Origin of the sequence: Zymobacter palmae, from assembly GCF_003610015.1 — a bacterium.
Taxonomy (GTDB): Bacteria; Pseudomonadota; Gammaproteobacteria; order Pseudomonadales; family Halomonadaceae; genus Zymobacter; species Zymobacter palmae.
Window position 1 is genome coordinate 290,598 of the sequence record NZ_AP018933.1, and the last position, 18,381, is coordinate 308,978.

Sequence of the window (18,381 nt, forward strand, 5' to 3'; positions counted from 1 at the left end):
AAAAACGACAGCCAATGCAACAGTAAAAACGGTATTTGGCGTTGTTCGACGCTTTGACACCCCCATCGTTTTCAGGAGCGCCTGTGAATTATCCCTTACTCTCCTCCGGAACGCTGTTACGACGCTACAAGCGATTCCTGGCGGATATCCTGCTTGATGATGGTCGAGAGGTTACCGCGCACTGCGCCAATACCGGTGCTATGACCGGGCTCTTGCAGGAAGGTGCCCGAGTATGGCTGTCTTTTCACGATGACCCCAGACGCAAGCTGGCATGGAGCTGGGAGCTGATCGAAGTTGAGACGACAACAGGCCCAGCACTGGCCTCCGTCAATACCGCACGGACTAACGGCCTTGTCCGCGAAGCGCTCGACAATGGCGTGATTCTTGACGATATCGCGTCATGCAGGTCAGAAGTGAAAGTGGACGATGCACGGCTGGATTTCAAGCTGCTTGATCATTTGGGTCATACAACTTGGGTCGAAGTGAAGCAGGTAACGCTGTTGGAAGGCGATGGGGTCGGTGCGTTTCCAGATGCCGTCAGTACACGCGCGCTTCGGCACGTGCAGACCTTGGAGGCGCGGGTGGCTGAAGGGGACCGCGCCATGTTGCTGTTCTGTGCCACCCATACGGGCATCGCGGCTGTAAGGCCAGCGGCTGACATTCACCCTGCTTATGCAGAAGCGGTGAAAGCCGCCGCTGAGCGTGGCGTCCAGATCAGGGCGTACGGATGCCATATCGACCCCCATGCCATGACCTTGACGCACGCGTTGCCGGTACTGCTCTAACGGCGGATACGGAACACCGCCATTCGGCTTAGCATGCTGGGCCATGTTCGGCTGGTCCAATGACCGATGCCGCCATCCTTGCCCACTGCTCGATCAACGATGGTATAGCCTCGCATTCGACACAGCTGTTCGAAGTCCTTGAACGTCGACAGGTGAATGTTCGGTGTGTCGTACCACGCATGCGGCAGCGCCTTGGAAACTGGCATACGGCCCTTCATTCCAAGATGCAGACGGTGGCGCCAGTAGGCGAAGTTCGGGAAGGTGATGATGCACTCGCGTGCAATGCGCAGCATCTCATCAAGCGCCTTATCGGGGCGCTTCAAGGCCTGCAGGGCTTGCGTCATGATCACCAGATCGAACGCATCATCGCGGATGTTGTGTAGCCCCTCGTTGATATCCTGTTCGATGACATCGACACCGCGTTCTAGGCATACGTTGATGCGCACAGGATCTATCTCAAGGCCGTAGCCTGTCGCCTGCTTATCACGTGCCAGTACTTCCAGCAGTTCGCCATCACCGCACCCAAGGTCGAGCACGCGACTGCCTGGCGCAACCCAGTCGTGAATCAGGGCCAGATCAGGACGCAGCATGGTCGTTTCCTCTGTTGTGGTGATGCGTGTCATCCGATGGCGCTGCCATTGCGTGGCTGAGGAAGTTCTTCAGCACCGTTTCATAGCGTTCGTCGGGCAGCAGAAAGGCATCGTGACCGTGCGGGGATTCGATGTTGACGTAGCTGACGCGTTTGTCTGCTTCCACTAGCGCCTCAACGATTTCACGTGACCTTGCCGGCGTAAAGCGCCAGTCACTCGAGAAGCTGATGATCAGGAAGCGGCACTGCGACTTGGCGAATGTCGCGGCCAGATCGCCATTGTGATCGCGCGCAGGGTCGAAATAGTCCAGCGCCTTCGTCATCAACAGATAGGTGTTGGCGTCGAAGCTGTTGGAGAAGTTGTTGCCTTGATAGCGCAGATAGGACTCGATCTCGAATTCGACATCATAGCCGAAGTTGAGCGCACTACGCAGGTCACGTCCGAACTTGCGACCCATAGCCGCTTCGGAAAGATACGTGATGTGCCCGATCATGCGCGCCAGTTTTAGTCCGTGGCGCGGGCGCGTGTCGTGCTGGTAATACCAGCCCTCATGGAAATCGGGGTCAGAACGAATGGCCTGACGAGCCACCTCGTTGAACGCAATGTTTTGAGCAGACAGGCGCGGTGTCGATGCAATCACGATGGCATTGGCGATGCGATCGGGGTACAGGATGGCCCATGTCTGAACCTGCATGCCCCCTAGACTGCCGCCGATGACAGCCGCAAATCGCTCGATTCCAAGATGATCCGCAAGGCGTGCCTGACTGTGTACCCAATCGGGTACCGTCATCATCGGAAACTCCGGTCCCCACAGCTTTCCGGTGGCCGGGTTTATGGCATTGGGGCCAGTGCTGCCATGGCAGCCGCCTAGGTTGTTGAGTGAGATGACAAAGAATCGGTCGGTATCAATGCTCTTGCCTGGGCCAATGTGCTTGTCCCACCAGCCCGGTTTCCGATCACCTTCGTGGAAGCCGGCAGCATGATGATTGCCACCCAGGGCATGACAGACGAGCACGGCATTGCTTCGTTGTTCATTGAGCGTGCCATAGGTCTCATAGACCAGTTCATAGTGCTCTAGCGTCTGTCCGCAGGCCAGCGCCAGCGGCTCATCGAACGCCGCTCTGTGTGGACCAGACAGATTCAGGGCCGTCTGACTGTCGGTGTGTGTCATTGAAGTCCTACGATGATCAGTTTTTGAATTATGAGTATGTTGTTCGCTAGATTGATCACGATGCTTTGAAGAATTGTTATACCAAAGATGACGATTAGCGGACTGATATCAATCATGCCGCCCAGCGGCGGAATGATGCGCTGCAAAGGCGCCAGAATCGGACGTGTGATCTGGGCGATCAGCAGCGGAGCAGGATGAGTCGGCTGAGGGGCGATCCAACTCATGATGGCCAGCGCGATGATGGCGAGCATGTACATGCGCAGCAGGGTGTAGAACGTTCCCAGTACGCCGGCACAGAGCAATGCCGCAATGTTGCCGAGTGATACCGGCATCATCTTGCTGAGTACCGCACTGGTGATGGCGCTGAACAGTAGTGCCGCCACCAGCGTGGCAGGGTCGAAGTGGCGACCCGGGCGCAGCACCTTCTGCAGAGGAGCGACCAGCCAGTCCGTTGCCTTGATGATGCCCTGTACCAGCGGGTTGTAGAAGTCGGCCCGTGCAAAATGCAGTGCGAAGCGCATCATCAAAATGAACAGATAGAGCTGGAACAGCTGTACGAATAGCCAAAGTGTAGAAGGCACGTTGATCCTCCGGAAGAAGTGCGTGATTAGGTCATCGAAGACCTGATAGTGCCATGAAGAGATTACTGACTGCCAAGTGACTCGCCTAGTTCTTCAGCGCGGTTGAAGCAAGCCTGAACGGCATCATTGACCAGCTGTTCGAAGCCGTGGTCCTGAAAATGGAAGATAGCGCGTTCGGTGGTGCCATTGGGAGACATCACGCGTTTCTTGAACTCTTCAGGAGCATCTTCGCTGGCATCGCACATACGGGCAGCGCCCAGTGCAGTTTGGATAATAAGGCGACGAGCGCTTTCCAGCGGCATGCCTTGTTCGATAGCCGCTTTCTCCAATGCTTCCATCAGATAGAAAAAGTAGGCTGGAGCACTGCCGGCAATAGCCGTGACGGTACTCAGCAGACGTTCTTCATTCACCCACTCGGTAATGCCAACGGCTGACATCAGGTCAGAAGCCAGCGTGCACTGTTCCTTGGAAACCGCATCGGTGGCGTACAGACCGCATGCCCCAGTGCCAACGAGCGATGGCGTGTTTGGCATAGCACGCACGATGGCATCATAGCCGCCCAACCAACGACTTAGAGTGGCGCAGGTAAGTCCTGCAGCTACCGACAGAATCAGAGGACGCTGACGGGCAACGATATCGGTGACCTGCGCACAGACCTCTTTCATCACCTGTGGCTTGACGGCCAGCACCACAACGTCAGCTTGAGCAATGGCATTGCAGTTGTCGGTGGTGGTTTGGATGCCATAGCGTGCCTGCAGCGGGGCCAGCGTTTTGTCGCTACGTGCGGTGGCAATGATGCGTTCGGCCGGATGCCCGGTATTGATCAGGCCAGCAATGATGGCTTCAGCCATATGGCCTGCGCCGATGAAGCTCAGGGTTTTGCTATGCATTGAAAGATCCTTGTCCGTAAGGGAGTGTCGTTACCACGCCTTACCGCATGATGTTGTACTGTCAGCGCTTCTTCAACCCGTGAACGCATCGAAAGAGATCAATGTGCCGTGCCATAGTCACGTTCACCGAATATGGCGGTACCGATGCGCACGATCGTTGCGCCTTCTGCTACAGCATCGTCCATATCAGCGGTCATGCCCATTGAAAGCGTATCCCATGGGGCGTCGGGAAACTGCTGGCATAGCTGATCGCGCAATTCACGTAGTGCCTTGAATGGCGCGCGACGCAGTGAAGGATCCTCTGCTTTGGCGGGAATCGTCATCAGCCCTCTCAGCGTCAGATGGGGAAGCGCAAGGATTTCCTCAACAACACTGGCGGCGTCTTCGGGAAGCACGCCAGACTTATTGGGATCACGGCTAATGTTGACCTGCAGACAGATTTGCAGTGGCGCATGCCCTTCAGGGCGTTGGGCGTCAAGACGTCGAGCGATTTTGACGCGATCGACCGTGTGCACCCAGTCGAAATGGGTGGCCGCTTCCCGTGTCTTGTTGGACTGTAGTGCACCAATGAAATGCCACTCGATATCCAGATCTTCCAAGGAAGGCTGCTTGCCCAGCGCATCCTGCATGTAGTTTTCGCCAAAGGCCCGCTGCCCGGCGTTGTAGGCTTCGCGAATTTCTTCGGCAGGGCGCGTCTTGCTCACGGCCAGCAGTTGAGCGCTGTCCGAAGCTCGGCCCGCTGAGGCAAGAGCCTGTTGCAAGTGCTGCTGCGTTGCGTGCAGGCGCGAAGTAACGGAGTTGGGAGAAGCACAGGCGGAAGAGGGCGTATCGAGAGACATGGAGTATTCCTGCGACATATATCAATACAAAAGAGCGATATAGGCACGGCATGGCGCTCATGCGTGGTGGCCTATCATCGTAACTGGGCATGCAGGGCAGATGTATGGCTGCGGGTGAAGCGCTTATCCGCCCAGGCCGGAGTGTCGTGGCGTCGGTTACAACGCTTGAAAGTGTATCCGAGTCATGATCGCCAAGAGGTGTCATGCTAACATGGCGCCATTCGCGCGCGCTTGGCAAGAGTGCGTCGTGTGACCGTTTCAGGACTCGAGAGACGTTGATAATGACTGATATCAAGGATGCACTGTCGCTGATCACGCGCGGCACAGAAGAGGTTCTGCCCGAAGACGGGCTGGTTGAGAAGCTGCGAAGCGGTCGACCGCTTCGCGTCAAAGCCGGCTTCGATCCGACTGCGCCTGATCTGCACCTAGGCCATACCGTACTGCTGACCAAACTGCGCCAGTTTCAAGATCTAGGACATGAAGTCATGTTCCTAATTGGTGATTTTACTGGTCGTATCGGTGACCCGACGGGCAAGAACGTAACGCGTAAGCCGCTGACGGAAGAGCAGGTCCAGCAAAACGCCAAGACCTATCAAGAGCAGGTCTTCAAAGTGCTCGACCCTGCCAAGACGCGAGTCGTGTTCAACTCCGAATGGATGAGCAAACTGTCATCCGTACAGATGATCGAACTGACGGCACAGTCAACGGTGGCTCGCATGCTTGAACGCGACGATTTTGAAAAGCGTTATAAAAGCGGTCAGTCCATCTCGATCCACGAATTCCTGTACCCGCTTATTCAAGGGTATGACTCCGTAGCGCTGGAAGCTGATATTGAACTAGGCGGTACCGACCAGCGCTTCAACCTGCTGATGGGGCGCGAGCTTCAAAAGCATTATGGTCAGGAACCACAAACCGTCATCACCATGCCGATTCTGGAAGGGCTGGATGGCGTACAGAAAATGTCGAAGTCTCTAGGCAACTACATCGGCGTAACAGAACGCCCAGGTGAAATGTTCCGCAAGTTGGTGTCGATCCCTGATGCCATCATGTGGCGCTACTTCGAACTGCTGTCGCTGCGCTCCACGCAGGAAATCGACGCGTTCAAACAGCAAGTGGCTGACGGTGCTAACCCGCGAGATATCAAAATGGAGCTCGCCCGTGAGATCGTAGCGCGTTACCACGGCGAAGAAGCAGCGGCCAATGCGCATAAAGGTAGCGGGAACCAATTGAGCGAAGGTGAACTGCCCGAAGACATGCCGCACGTTGTTGTGACCTACAGCGGTATCGACGCTGCGCCCATTGCTTCAGTGCTCAACCAAGCGGGACTGGTGACAAACAGCGCACAAGCAAAGGATCTGCTGAAGAACGGACGCGTGAAGGTGGATCAGGAAACCGTGGCGCCAAGCACCATGCTGGCGTTTGGTAAAACCTACACCATTCAAGCGGGCAAACGCCGTTTTGCGACCGTAGAGGTTAAGCTTGAAGGATGAACGGCCGATAAGATCGAAGTGAACGATCAATCACAGCCTAGCTCCTATAGTTTCTATGCTTGTTGAATTAAGAGCCTCACTGTTGCGCAGCAGTGAGGCTTTTTTTATGTTGCCAAAGCCAAAGCCAAAGCCAAAGCCAAAGCCAAAGCCAAAGCCAAAGCCAAAGCCAAAGCCAAAAGAACCTCCTAGCAAGAAGTGGGCCGAGTGTTTGAAATAAAGATCACAAAGCCCTTGCCAACCCCCGGTGATCTCTGTAAAGTACGCCCTCGCTGCCAGGGCAAACGCCGGGTGGCGCGGAAGCTAACCTCTTGTAGGTCTTCGCTTTTTTTGAAGAGGTTTCAGTTGAGATGGTCGTATCGTCTCCTGAAATGATCGCCAAATTGGCGGTTGACAAAATCTTCAGAAAATGTAGAATGTGCTTCCACTTGCTGAGCAGCAAACGCCGCTCGCAAGACGCTCTTTAACAAGATGATCAGGCAATTTGTGTGGGTGCTTGAGGTTTTCGAAGTGAATCATCATTTCGAGCATCAAGTAGCTCATCGATTCAATGAGTTGTTTCGATACTCGAGCCGGATTGGTCACCTAATGACCAATGAAAGATTTAAACTGAAGAGTTTGATCATGGCTCAGATTGAACGCTGGCGGCAGGCCTAACACATGCAAGTCGAGCGGCAGCACGGGAAGCTTGCTTCCTGGTGGCGAGCGGCGGACGGGTGAGTAATGCATGGGAATCTGCCCGATAGTGGGGGATAACGTGTGGAAACGCACGCTAATACCGCATACGTCCTACGGGAGAAAGGAGGGGATCTTCGGACCTTTCGCTATCGGATGAGCCCATGTTGGATTAGCTAGTTGGTGAGGTAATGGCTCACCAAGGCAACGATCCATAGCTGGTCTGAGAGGATGATCAGCCACACTGGGACTGAGACACGGCCCAGACTCCTACGGGAGGCAGCAGTGGGGAATATTGGACAATGGGCGAAAGCCTGATCCAGCCATGCCGCGTGTGTGAAGAAGGCCTTAGGGTTGTAAAGCACTTTCAGTGGGGAAGAAAGCCTGAGGCCTAATACGTTTCAGGAAGGACATCACCCACAGAAGAAGCACCGGCTAACTCCGTGCCAGCAGCCGCGGTAATACGGAGGGTGCGAGCGTTAATCGGAATTACTGGGCGTAAAGGGCGCGTAGGCGGTCTGTTAAGCCAGATGTGAAAGCCCCGGGCTTAACCTGGGAACAGCATTTGGAACTGGCAGACTTGAGTGCAGGAGAGGAAGGTAGAATTCCAGGTGTAGCGGTGAAATGCGTAGAGATCTGGAGGAATACCAGTGGCGAAGGCGGCCTTCTGGACTGACACTGACGCTGAGGCGCGAAAGCGTGGGTAGCAAACAGGATTAGATACCCTGGTAGTCCACGCCGTAAACGATGTCAACTAGCCGTTGGATCCCTTGAGGATTTAGTGGCGCAGCTAACGCACTAAGTTGACCGCCTGGGGAGTACGGTCGCAAGACTAAAACTCAAATGAATTGACGGGGGCCCGCACAAGCGGTGGAGCATGTGGTTTAATTCGATGCAACGCGAAGAACCTTACCTACTCTTGACATCCAGAGAACTTTCCAGAGATGGATGGGTGCCTTCGGGAACTCTGAGACAGGTGCTGCATGGCTGTCGTCAGCTCGTGTTGTGAAATGTTGGGTTAAGTCCCGTAACGAGCGCAACCCCTATCCTTATTTGCCAGCGATTCGGTCGGGAACTCTAAGGAGACTGCCGGTGACAAACCGGAGGAAGGTGGGGACGACGTCAAGTCATCATGGCCCTTACGAGTAGGGCTACACACGTGCTACAATGACGAGTACAGAGGGTTGCGAAGCGGCGACGTGAAGCTAATCCCAGAAAGCTCGCCTCAGTCCGGATCGGAGTCTGCAACTCGACTCCGTGAAGTCGGAATCGCTAGTAATCGCGAATCAGAATGTCGCGGTGAATACGTTCCCGGGCCTTGTACACACCGCCCGTCACACCATGGGAGTGGATTGCACCAGAAGTGGCTAGTTTAACCTTCGGGAAAACGGTTACCACGGTGTGGTTCATGACTGGGGTGAAGTCGTAACAAGGTAGCCGTAGGGGAACCTGCGGCTGGATCACCTCCTTAAACGTAAAATGATCACCTCGTGATCTTAAGTACCCACAACAAATTGCCTGATCTTGATAGAGCGAAGTACTGCAGGGGATATTCCCTGGCCGTGCGCAAGCAGTTGCCGGGTCTGTAGCTCAGTTGGTTAGAGCGCACCCCTGATAAGGGTGAGGTCGGCAGTTCGAGTCTGCCCAGACCCACCATTATTATATGGGGCCATAGCTCAGCTGGGAGAGCGCCTGCCTTGCACGCAGGAGGTCAGGAGTTCGATCCTCCTTGGCTCCACCATCTGACTGTCTTGATGGCCGGTTACCCAGTACTTAGTTTAGTGATCTAGCTTCTAGTCACGAACCAATCTTCATTGCCTGATGATTGATTATTAGAGAGTGTAATAATCAATACCACATCATGTGATGCATGTTGTTTCCTGACTGTAAGCTTCTTGCTCGCAGTATTGCTCTTTAACAATGTAAATCATGCTGATGCCAAGTCCAATGGAACGCCGTCAGATTTTACTTCCTCGGAAGTAGCATCCGATAGGCCGTGACATTGGCAAATGAGATACGTCTCAAGCGTATCCGGCGAAAATTGTTTTCGTTTGAATCGTGATCTATGACTCTTTCGGGTTATATGGTCAAGCGATTAAGCGCACACGGTGGATGCCTAGGCAGCCAGAGGCGATGAAAGACGTGATAGCCTGCGATAAGCATCGGGGAGGTGGCAAATGACCTTTGATCCGGTGATCTCTGAATGGGGAAACCCACCCGTCATAAGACGGGTATCCTTACCTGAATACATAGGGTATGGAGGCAAACCGGGAGAACTGAAACATCTAAGTACCCCGAGGAAAAGAAATCAATCGAGATTCCCCCAGTAGCGGCGAGCGACCGGGGACTAGCCCTTAAGTCTTAGTTGTATTAGCGGAAGTGTTTGGAAATGCACGCCATAGTGGGTGATAGCCCCGTACGCGAAAATGCAATTAAGGTGAAATCGAGTAGGTCGGAGCACGTGAAACTTTGACTGAACATGGGGGGACCATCCTCCAAGGCTAAATACTCCTGGCTGACCGATAGTGAACCAGTACCGTGAGGGAAAGGCGAAAAGAACCCCAGTGAGGGGAGTGAAATAGATCCTGAAACCGTGTGCGTACAAGCAGTGGGAGCAGACTTGTTCTGTGACTGCGTACCTTTTGTATAATGGGTCAGCGACTTATTCTCAGTAGCGAGCTTAACCGTATAGGGGAGGCGTAGGGAAACCGAGTCTTAAATGGGCGACATAGTTGCTGGGAATAGACCCGAAACCGGGCGATCTATCCATGAGCAGGTTGAAGGTTGAGTAACATCAACTGGAGGACCGAACCGGGATCTGTTGAAAAAGATTCGGATGACTTGTGGATCGGAGTGAAAGGCTAATCAAGCTCGGAGATAGCTGGTTCTCCTCGAAAGCTATTTAGGTAGCGCCTCATGTATCACCGCCGGGGGTAGAGCACTGTTTCGGCTAGGGGGTCATCCCGACTTACCAACCCGAGGCAAACTCCGAATACCGGTGAGTGCAGCATGGGAGACACACGGCGGGTGCTAACGTCCGTCGTGAAAAGGGAAACAACCCAGACCGTCAGCTAAGGTCCCAAAATCTTGGTTAAGTGGGAAACGATGTGGGAAGGCTCAGACAGCTAGGAGGTTGGCTTAGAAGCAGCCACCCTTTAAAGAAAGCGTAATAGCTCACTAGTCGAGTCGGCCTGCGCGGAAGATGTAACGGGGCTCAAACCAAGTACCGAAGCTACGGGTTCAACACCTTAGTGTTGAGCGGTAGAGGAGCGTTGTGTAAGCCTGCGAAGGTGTGCTGTAAGGCATGCTGGAGGTATCACAAGTGCGAATGCTGACATGAGTAACGATAAAGGGAGTGAAAACCTCCCTCGCCGGAAGACCAAGGTTTTCTGTTCGACGTTAATCGGAGCAGAGTGAGTCGGCCCCTAAGGCGAGGCCGAAAGGCGTAGTCGATGGGAAACAGGTTAATATTCCTGTACCAGACAGTACTGCGATGGGGTGACGGAGAAGGCTAGGTGAGCCAGGCGACGGTTGTCCTGGTGAAAGTATGTAGGCTGAGCAAGTAGGCAAATCCGCTTGCTTAAAGTCGAGATACGAGACGAACTGATTCCTCGGACTCAGGAAGTCATTGATGCCACGCTTCCAGGAAAAACCTCTAAGCTTCAGGTACTGTGTGACCGTACCCCAAACCGACACAGGTGGTCAGGTAGAGAATACCAAGGCGCTTGAGAGAACTCGGGTGAAGGAACTAGGCAAAATGGCACCGTAACTTCGGGAGAAGGTGCGCCGGCGTAAGGTGAAGAGACTCGCTCTCAGAGCCCCAACCGGTCGAAGATACCAGGTGGCTGCAACTGTTTATTAAAAACACAGCACTCTGCTAACGCGTGAGCGGACGTATAGGGTGTGACGCCTGCCCGGTGCCGGAAGGTTAATTGATGGTGTTAGGACTCGTCCGAAGCTCCTGATCGAAGCCCCGGTAAACGGCGGCCGTAACTATAACGGTCCTAAGGTAGCGAAATTCCTTGTCGGGTAAGTTCCGACCTGCACGAATGGCGTAATGATGGCCACACTGTCTCCACCCGAGACTCAGTGAAATTGAAATCGCTGTGAAGATGCAGTGTTCCCGCGGCTAGACGGAAAGACCCCGTGAACCTTTACTATAGCTTCACACTGGATGCTGATGTTGTCTGTGTAGGATAGCTGGGAGGCTTTGAAACTGTGACGCCAGTTGCAGTGGAGCCAACCTTGAAATACCAGCCTGACATCATTGGCGTTCTAACTTGCTACCGTTATCCGGTAGAAGGACAGTGTGTGGTGGGTAGTTTGACTGGGGCGGTCTCCTCCCAAAGAGTAACGGAGGAGCACGAAGGTACCCTCAGTACGGTTGGAAACCGTGCAGTGAGTGCAAGAGCATAAGGGTGCTTGACTGCGAGACAGACACGTCGAGCAGGTACGAAAGTAGGTTCTAGTGATCCGGTGGTTCTGTATGGAAGGGCCATCGCTCAACGGATAAAAGGTACTCCGGGGATAACAGGCTGATACCGCCCAAGAGTTCACATCGACGGCGGTGTTTGGCACCTCGATGTCGGCTCATCACATCCTGGGGCTGAAGTCGGTCCCAAGGGTATGGCTGTTCGCCATTTAAAGTGGTACGCGAGCTGGGTTTAGAACGTCGTGAGACAGTTCGGTCCCTATCTGCCGTGGGCGTTGGAAGTTTGAGAAGAGCTGCTCCTAGTACGAGAGGACCGGAGTGGACGAACCTCTGGTGTTCCGGTTGTCACGCCAGTGGCATTGCCGGGTAGCTATGTTCGGACGGGATAACCGCTGAAAGCATCTAAGCGGGAAGCCCCCTTCAAGATGAGACTTCCCTGGGGCCTTGAGCCCCCTAAAGGACCCTCGAAGACTACGAGGTTGATAGGCACGGTGTGGAAGCGCAGTCAATGCGTTGAGCTAACGTGTACTAATGGTCCGTGAGGCTTGACCATATAACCCCAAAGGGTTATAGACACGATCCGAAAACAACGGATACGCGACGAGACGATCTCGGCCCAGCATGATTTACAGATTTAGGTTGCGGTGCCCTAGGCATCGAGACCGAACCGAATACGCTTGACGACCATAGCGAGCGGGTACCACCTGATCCCATGCCGAACTCAGAAGTGAAACCGCTCAGCGCCGATGGTAGTGTGGGGCTTCCCCATGTGAGAGTAGGTCATCGTCAAGCATCTCTACTGAATACCCCCGGCCAGCAATGGTCGGGGGTATTTGCTTTTGGGGGCTTTGGGGGGGAGGGGCCAAAAGGCAGCAGGCTAAGGCTGAAGGCGGGTGATAACGGCCGCGCCTGCCCCCGTAGCCGTGGCTAAGAAGCACAGATGAGTGACTAGAACCAAGAGAAGAAGAGCTGCAGCGTAACCCTAAGGCCCTGCCTCCAAAAACGGCAGACACCTCAGTTACGCACCGCTCCATCGTCTGCCGATCGCTCATCTGTCCCAAACAGCCAACGCTACTAGATACCTTCATGAAAACATCCCAATGATCCGCTACTCAGGCCATCATCGGGGTGTTTGGTTATGACAAGACGTCAAGACTGTAGCGTCTAGCCGTAGCAAGCGTACGCGGGTGTCCAGAAGTGTGCCTCAAGGCGTTCCTTCAAAGGCGTACTATCACGGCCTTCGGTCACGCCTTCTTCAACGGCTTGCTGGGCGACGGCCTCTGCGATGCGCAGGCTTACCTCTTTTATATCTTTCAAGAAGCAACAGCCTTTTTTGATGGATCCCGCTTGGCATAACGCCTCAATACGTCCTCGATTCTTATCTTTTCTCTTTAACTGTCTGCTCCGGCGAATAGCCCTCACTCTCTTTATCTTGTGGATCTATTGTCTTTACGGCGTGCTCCTTCACGCCGCCTGCTTTGTAGTCGCCTCAGATTGCCTCGCTTATATTGGTTAATCCGTGGTGGGTTTAGCCTCGCGTGCAGATGCGGCCCCTGTATGCTGCCTTGCCTTATTATTTTTTGTTGATGAGGTTAGTCCTGCTCTTGCACCTCTTGATGAGCACATACACTCTTCGCCAGCCGCCAGCCGCCAGCCGCCAGCCGCCAGCCGCCAGCCGCCAGCCGCCAGCCGCCAGCCGCCAGCCGCCAGCCGCCAGCCGCCAGCCGCCAGCCGCCAGCCACCAGCCACCAGCCACCAGCCACGCCAAGCTAAGTAGGTTCTCTATATCCAGAGTGTGCCCATAGGAGTTGGCTGTTTCTTTATGGCTCTTTGATGGATGTTGATAGATATGCTTAGGCTACACTGATATACATCGAGCAGTGGGTGGTTTGGATTTTGGCTGTGGAAACTCGTAGTTCAGGAAATTTTATTCCGCACTGTAAAGTAAAGGCTAAAGCCTACTATAATGCTCGGCTAATTAGATGAACCCCGTAGGCAGTGGTAGGGGAGCTGCCAACATCACAAGGAGTGGCTCAATGTTTGGTTTAGATGCCATCGATCTGGCGAGGTTTCAGTTCGCTTTCACGGTATCGTTCCACATAGTCTTCCCTGCGCTATCAATAGGGCTTGCCAGTTTCTTGGTGGCTCTGGAAGCGTTGTGGTTGAAGACGGGACGAGATGTCTATCACCAGCTCTATAGATTCTGGATTCGTATCTTTGCCGTCGCCTTCGGGCTGGGGGTCGTGACGGGTGTCGTCATGGCATATGAGTTTGGTACCAACTGGAGCGGTTTTGCTGAGAAGGGCGGTGACATCACTGGGGTGTTGCTGACTTACGAAGTGCTGACAGCTTTCTTTATGGAAGCGGGCTTCTTGGGAATCATGCTGTTCGGTGAGCAGCGCGTGAGCCGGTCTGTGCATTTCTTTGCAACGTTCATGGTCGCTTTGGGGACGCTGATCTCTGCAACATGGATTCTCGTTTCCAATAGCTGGATGCAGACGCCGTCTGGCTACGAAGTGGTTAATGGTCGTTTCCTGCCGGCCGACTGGCTACAGGTTATCTTCAATCCTTCTTTCCCATATCGCTTTGTGCATATGGTGATGGCGGCTTATATCTGCGTTGCATTTTTGGTGGCCGGGGTTGGTGCTTACCATCTTCTTCGCGATCGCAAGAACGAAGGTGCGCGCACAATGCTGTCGCTGGCCATGTGGATGGCTATCGTGGCAATGCCTATCCAGATTGTTGCTGGTGACTTGCACGGCTTGAATACGCTGCACCATCAGCCTGCCAAGTTGGCTGCTATGGAAGGTTATTGGGGGCCTGAAGCGGGCAAGGAAGGTGATGGTGTGCCCCTGACGCTGTTCGCATTGCCGAATATGGCGGAAGGCAAAAACGACTTTGCCATTGAGGTTCCGCATGTTGCCAGTTTGTACCTGACGCATAGCTGGAGTGGCCAGATTCAAGGGCTGAGTGAATTCAAGGATGAAATCCCTGACGTTCCCCTGGTCTTCTGGTCTTTCCGCGTCATGGTCGGGCTTGGCATGCTTATGCTGTTGTTGAGCATGGTGGGGGCGCTGCTGCGCTGGCGTGGCAGACTTTATGATCAGAAGCTCTTCCATCGTGTACTGATGTGCCTGTCTCCTGTTGGCTTTGTTGCACTTGTCGCAGGGTGGGTCACTACCGAAGCTGGGCGCCAGCCGTGGGTCATTTATGGGTTGCTGAAAACGCGTGATGCGGCTTCCTATCTTGGTGCGGGCAGCCTGACGATAAGTCTGCTGGCCTTTTTGGTGGTCTATGCCGTCATATTCAGTATCGGTATCTACTACATGCTGCAGTTGATTCGTAAAGAACCGACTGCGCCGTTGCCGCAAGGTGGGCCGGGCGAAGAGCGTCACCCGAAGCGTCCCATGTCCGCAACCTCTGAAAGCATCGACGGTTGAGGCGAGGAGAATGAACATGTTCGAGCAAATGTCGGCATTGCCCATCGCATGGCTAGCCATCATTGGGTTGGCCATTGCCATGTATGTCGTTCTGGACGGCTTTACGTTGGGAATCGGTATTCTTTTCCCTTTCTTCAAAGGAAAAGAAGATCGTGATGTCATGATGGGAACAGCATCGCCCGTATGGGATGGTAACCAGACGTGGATGATTCTGGCGGGTGCTGGCCTGTACGGCGCTTTCCCGCTGGTGTATGCCACGGTGCTTCCTGCATTGTATCTGCCGCTGGTCTTGATGCTGCTGGCGTTGATCTTCCGTGGTATTGCGTTTGAGTTTCGCGCTAAGTCCACCCGATATCGCCATATGTTTGATATGGCGTTCTCCTGCGGGGCCATCATCGCTACCTTCGCTGAAGGTATCGTACTGGGCGGTATCATTCACGGACTGAACGTCGATTTGGATCAGCGTCACTTTGCAGGGGGCGTACTGGACTGGCTGACGCCTTTTTCTGTATTCACTGGGTTGGCACTTATTTGTGGTTACGCGCTACTGGGCGCTTCCTGGATGGTGGTCAAGACGGAAGGCGCTATTCAACGTCGTGCCTACAATTTCGTTCGTCCTTTGAGTCTGTTGGTGTTGTTGGCAATGGCAGTCGTCGCTGTATGGACGCCTATCCATAACGTGCAGGTCTTCGAGCGTTGGTCTACCGTGCCGGGAGCCGTGCTGATGGTTGTGTTGGCGATTATTGCCATCGCGCTCTGCCTGAGCATTATCTCTGGTATCAGCAAGCGCAAAGAGCGTTCCATTTTTGCCAAGGTGATCGGTTTGTTCTTGGTGGGGTTGGCAGGCCTGCTTGTCAGCTTCTTCCCGGTAATCATTCCGCCGTATATCACTATCTTCCAGGCGGCCTCCAGCGAGAAAAGCCAGTTCTTCCTGATCGTGGGATATCTGGTCATCATTCCCTTGGTGCTGGGGTACACTGTGTATAGCTACTATGTGTTCCGCGGCAAGGTGCGTGCTGAGAATCTATCGCACTACTGATCGGCAATGAAACGCTGATGGGCCCGGCTTCTAGGTAGAGAAGCCGGGCTTTTTTGTTCACATGGAGTGTCGTTGATTTGCGAAACGGGATATAGAGTGGAATGTCGTACTGCGCTACTCATTGATTTGGGATGTCATAGCAAGGGTATGAGTATGAATAAACGAAAGGCTGTGCCTGAGTAAGGCGGCATTGAAGAAGGCAGTGTGTCATGGATTTTCGAGAATTGATCCGATTGATGAGCGATGGTGCCTTTCATTCAGGGGAGCAGCTAGGCGAAGTGCTGGGCGTTTCACGCACGGCTATCTGGAAGCAGCTTCGCAAGCTGGAAGCACTGGGTATACAGGTAGAAGGCATTCGAGGGCAAGGGTATCGTCTTGCGCAGCCCATAGAGCTGCTTGATGGTGCTCGGATCGTCAGCCACTTGACGGCACCTGCTCGACAAGGGTTGTCGCGATTGTTCGTCGAGATGTCGCTGGATTCAACCAACAGTTTCATTCTGCGCCGCTTTTCTCAAAAAGCAGGGCATGGTGAGGTGTGCCTTGCAGAGATGCAGGTGAGTGGCCGAGGGCGTCGTGGTCGCCAATGGGTTGCCAGTCTGGGGCAGGGACTATGCGTATCGCTGGGATGGCGTTTCGATACGTCAGCCTCGCATCTTGAGGGGTTGAGCTTGGCCATTGGTGTTGAAGTCGCTCAGATGCTGGAGTCTATGAGTGTGCCTGTGCGCTTGAAGTGGCCCAACGATCTATTGGTAATGCGTGACGATGGCGTGCTATGTAAGCTCGGTGGGGTTCTTGTCGAGTTGCGAGGAGATGTAAATGGGCCGTGCGAAGTGGTTGCCGGCCTAGGGTTGAACGTAAATGAGACGCCGACTCTTGAAGAGTTGCCTCAGCCGGTGACGTCTATTGCTACGCACGCCGGGACGGTATCGCGCAACGAGATTGCAGCAAATCTCATTTCGCGCTTACTGGCAATGTTCGAGCGTTTCGAGCGAGAAGGGTTTGCCCCGTGGCGCGATGAGTGGAATCGCTACCATGCCTATCGCGATATGGACGTCGATATCGTGCAAGGCGTTCAGCAGTGGCAAGGGCGTGCCCTGAACGTGGATGGCAATGGTAATCTGGAAGTGATGCGCGACGGTCGGCTGCAGAAGCTGTCCGGTGGCGAGATCAGTATACGGAAATACTCATGATTCTTGACCTTGATATAGGCAATACGCTGTCCAAATGGCGCTTGAAGGAGCGCAGCAGTAACCAGATAAAAGCGCGTGGTGCGGTATGGACGCATGAGGAGTGGCGGCCAGGTGAGGACATACCTGACCTGGGTATCGTGGAGGTGGTGCGCATCTCTAACGTGGCACGCAGTGAAGTACTGATAGAGACCGTTGGTATGCTGAGCAAGCGTGTCATGTCGGTACACGTTGCGCGCTCTGAGTCGGAAGCGTTGGGAGTGCGTAACGGTTACGAGCACCCCGGATTGCTGGGCGTTGATCGTTGGCTGGGAGTGCTGGCAGGGTATCGTCTCAGCCAAGGATGTGTAGTGGTCGACTGCGGGAGTGCCATTACAATGGATATCGTTTTACCGGGGGGAGAGCATCTGGGAGGGTACATATTGCCTGGGCTACGCCTGATGAAAGAAAGCCTGCGTCTGAATACGCGCAATGTGCCGATTGACCCTGATAGTGAGCCTGCCACTCTGCGAGTGCCCGGAAAGAAAACGCTTGATGCCGTAGGGCATGGTGTCTACATGACGGCGGTCAGTACGATCGATCGATTGTACGCCGAAGCGTGCGATCGCTATGGCGCAGTGCTGCCTTTGTTCGTTACCGGGGGGGATTCCGAAATTATCGCGCGCGGTTTGAAGATGCCTCATGCGGTATGGCGTGACATGGTTTACGGTGGTTTGGAAGCATTATTTCCTGTCACGCAAAATGAATGTAACGGCCAGATGACGGGGGCTCCCGTTGTACCGCCGGTTGAAAGCTTAGAATGGCTGCGAAAAGGGCTTGCTTTTTCTAGCCTGCTTTGAAATAATGCGCCGCGTTGAAGAGCAGGGGCTAACCCCTTGTCAGACAAGCTTTTGAGTTGTATAAAGAGTTTGGCGCATTGACAAATATGCTCTAGAGTGTCAGAATATGGCGCTTGTAATGGAGAGGTTCCCGAGTGGCCAAAGGGAGCAGACTGTAAATCTGCCGCGAAAGCTTCGAAGGTTCGAATCCTTCCCTCTCCACCAATTGCTGAACAGTGCAGAAGCGCGGTGTTCATGCGGGCATGGTACAATGGTAGAACCTCAGCCTTCCAAGCTGATGATGCGGGTTCGATTCCCGCTGCCCGCTCCATGGTTAGGCTCATGTAGCTCAGGGGTAGAGCACACCCTTGGTAAGGGTGAGGTCGACGGTTCAAATCCGTCCATGAGCTCCATTATCAAAGAAGGGAATGATCGGTTGGTCATTCC

13 protein-coding genes, 5 tRNA genes and 3 rRNA genes are annotated in these 18,381 nt (G+C 54.1%); 14 read left to right on the forward strand and 7 right to left on the reverse strand.

Annotation, left to right across the window (positions count from 1 at the left end; all coding sequences use genetic code 11):
* Positions 1-83: 83 nt before the first annotated feature.
* A complete protein-coding gene (gene sfsA, locus ZBT109_RS01295) occupies positions 84-785 on the forward strand; it encodes a DNA/RNA nuclease SfsA (protein ID WP_027705438.1) in 702 nt (233 codons plus the stop codon).
* Here sfsA and metW read toward each other — a convergent pair.
* From metW to ZBT109_RS01320, 5 genes are all read right to left on the reverse strand, one after another.
* Positions 782-1,372, reverse strand: a complete 591-nt coding sequence (gene metW / locus ZBT109_RS01300; protein WP_027705439.1) for a methionine biosynthesis protein MetW — start codon at positions 1,370-1,372, stop codon at positions 782-784. The genes sfsA and metW overlap by 4 nt on opposite strands.
* On the reverse strand, positions 1,362-2,546 hold the full coding sequence (gene metX / locus ZBT109_RS01305) for a homoserine O-succinyltransferase MetX (protein ID WP_051523901.1): 1,185 nt from the start codon (positions 2,544-2,546) through the stop codon (positions 1,362-1,364). Before metX ends, metW begins: the two co-directional genes overlap by 11 nt.
* Positions 2,543-3,127 carry a YggT family protein gene (locus ZBT109_RS01310; protein WP_051523903.1) on the reverse strand — a complete coding sequence of 195 codons (585 nt, stop codon included), beginning with the start codon at positions 3,125-3,127 and terminating at the stop codon, positions 2,543-2,545. The genes metX and ZBT109_RS01310 overlap by 4 nt, the downstream gene beginning before the upstream one ends.
* 62 nt (positions 3,128-3,189) lie before the next feature.
* Complete coding sequence (gene proC / locus ZBT109_RS01315) at positions 3,190-4,017, reverse strand: pyrroline-5-carboxylate reductase (RefSeq protein ID WP_027705440.1); 828 nt, start codon at positions 4,015-4,017, stop codon at positions 3,190-3,192.
* 98 nt (positions 4,018-4,115) lie between these two features.
* Positions 4,116-4,856, reverse strand: a complete 741-nt coding sequence (locus ZBT109_RS01320; RefSeq protein ID WP_084261836.1) for a YggS family pyridoxal phosphate-dependent enzyme — start codon at positions 4,854-4,856, stop codon at positions 4,116-4,118.
* Positions 4,857-5,137: 281 nt separating this feature from the next.
* Here ZBT109_RS01320 and tyrS point away from each other — a divergent pair, with 281 nt between their 5' ends.
* The 6 genes from tyrS to rrf all read left to right on the forward strand — a co-directional run bounded on the left by tyrS (position 5,138) and on the right by rrf (position 12,242).
* Positions 5,138-6,346, forward strand: a complete 1,209-nt coding sequence (tyrS, locus tag ZBT109_RS01325) for a tyrosine--tRNA ligase (RefSeq protein ID WP_027705442.1) — start codon at positions 5,138-5,140, stop codon at positions 6,344-6,346.
* A 603-nt stretch (positions 6,347-6,949) separates the two neighbouring features.
* A 16S ribosomal RNA gene (locus tag ZBT109_RS01330) occupies positions 6,950-8,489 on the forward strand.
* A gap of 108 nt (positions 8,490-8,597) precedes the next feature.
* Positions 8,598-8,674: transfer RNA gene (locus tag ZBT109_RS01335), tRNA-Ile, on the forward strand.
* Positions 8,675-8,683: 9 nt separating this feature from the next.
* Positions 8,684-8,759 (forward strand) — tRNA-Ala (locus ZBT109_RS01340).
* Positions 8,760-9,103: 344 nt separating this feature from the next.
* A 23S ribosomal RNA gene (locus ZBT109_RS01345) occupies positions 9,104-12,003 on the forward strand.
* 123 nt (positions 12,004-12,126) lie between these two features.
* Positions 12,127-12,242, forward strand: a 5S ribosomal RNA gene (rrf, locus tag ZBT109_RS01350).
* Together the 16S, 23S and 5S rRNA genes with 2 tRNA genes alongside form the textbook arrangement of a ribosomal RNA operon.
* A 372-nt stretch (positions 12,243-12,614) precedes the next feature.
* Here the strand turns inward: rrf and ZBT109_RS13685 are convergent.
* Both ZBT109_RS13685 and ZBT109_RS13690 read right to left on the reverse strand, forming a co-directional pair.
* Complete coding sequence (locus ZBT109_RS13685; protein WP_156934024.1) at positions 12,615-12,767, reverse strand: hypothetical protein; 153 nt, start codon at positions 12,765-12,767, stop codon at positions 12,615-12,617.
* A gap of 275 nt (positions 12,768-13,042) precedes the next feature.
* Complete coding sequence (locus ZBT109_RS13690) at positions 13,043-13,213, reverse strand: phosphotransferase (RefSeq protein WP_170144683.1); 171 nt, start codon at positions 13,211-13,213, stop codon at positions 13,043-13,045.
* Positions 13,214-13,486: 273 nt separating this feature from the next.
* On the opposite strand from ZBT109_RS13690, the gene ZBT109_RS01360 reads away from it, so the two are divergent.
* From ZBT109_RS01360 to ZBT109_RS01390, 7 genes are all read left to right on the forward strand, one after another.
* The gene (locus tag ZBT109_RS01360; RefSeq protein WP_027704495.1) at positions 13,487-14,890 is read left to right on the forward strand and encodes a cytochrome ubiquinol oxidase subunit I; all 1,404 of its coding nucleotides are present in this window, start codon (positions 13,487-13,489) and stop codon (positions 14,888-14,890) included.
* A 16-nt stretch (positions 14,891-14,906) separates the two neighbouring features.
* The gene (gene cydB, locus ZBT109_RS01365; RefSeq protein ID WP_232012854.1) at positions 14,907-15,929 is read left to right on the forward strand and encodes a cytochrome d ubiquinol oxidase subunit II; all 1,023 of its coding nucleotides are present in this window, start codon (positions 14,907-14,909) and stop codon (positions 15,927-15,929) included.
* 209 nt (positions 15,930-16,138) lie between these two features.
* Positions 16,139-17,119 (forward strand): biotin--[acetyl-CoA-carboxylase] ligase, encoded by a 981-nt coding sequence (locus ZBT109_RS01370; RefSeq protein ID WP_027704497.1) that lies wholly within the window; start codon positions 16,139-16,141, stop codon positions 17,117-17,119.
* Positions 17,116-17,955, forward strand: a complete 840-nt coding sequence (locus tag ZBT109_RS01375) for a type III pantothenate kinase (RefSeq protein ID WP_027704498.1) — start codon at positions 17,116-17,118, stop codon at positions 17,953-17,955. The genes ZBT109_RS01370 and ZBT109_RS01375 overlap by 4 nt, the downstream gene beginning before the upstream one ends.
* 120 nt (positions 17,956-18,075) lie before the next feature.
* Positions 18,076-18,159: transfer RNA gene (locus tag ZBT109_RS01380), tRNA-Tyr, on the forward strand.
* Between the two features lie 32 nt (positions 18,160-18,191).
* Positions 18,192-18,265 (forward strand) — tRNA-Gly (locus ZBT109_RS01385).
* A 7-nt stretch (positions 18,266-18,272) separates the two neighbouring features.
* A tRNA-Thr gene (locus tag ZBT109_RS01390) sits at positions 18,273-18,347 on the forward strand.
* Positions 18,348-18,381: the final 34 nt, after the last annotated feature.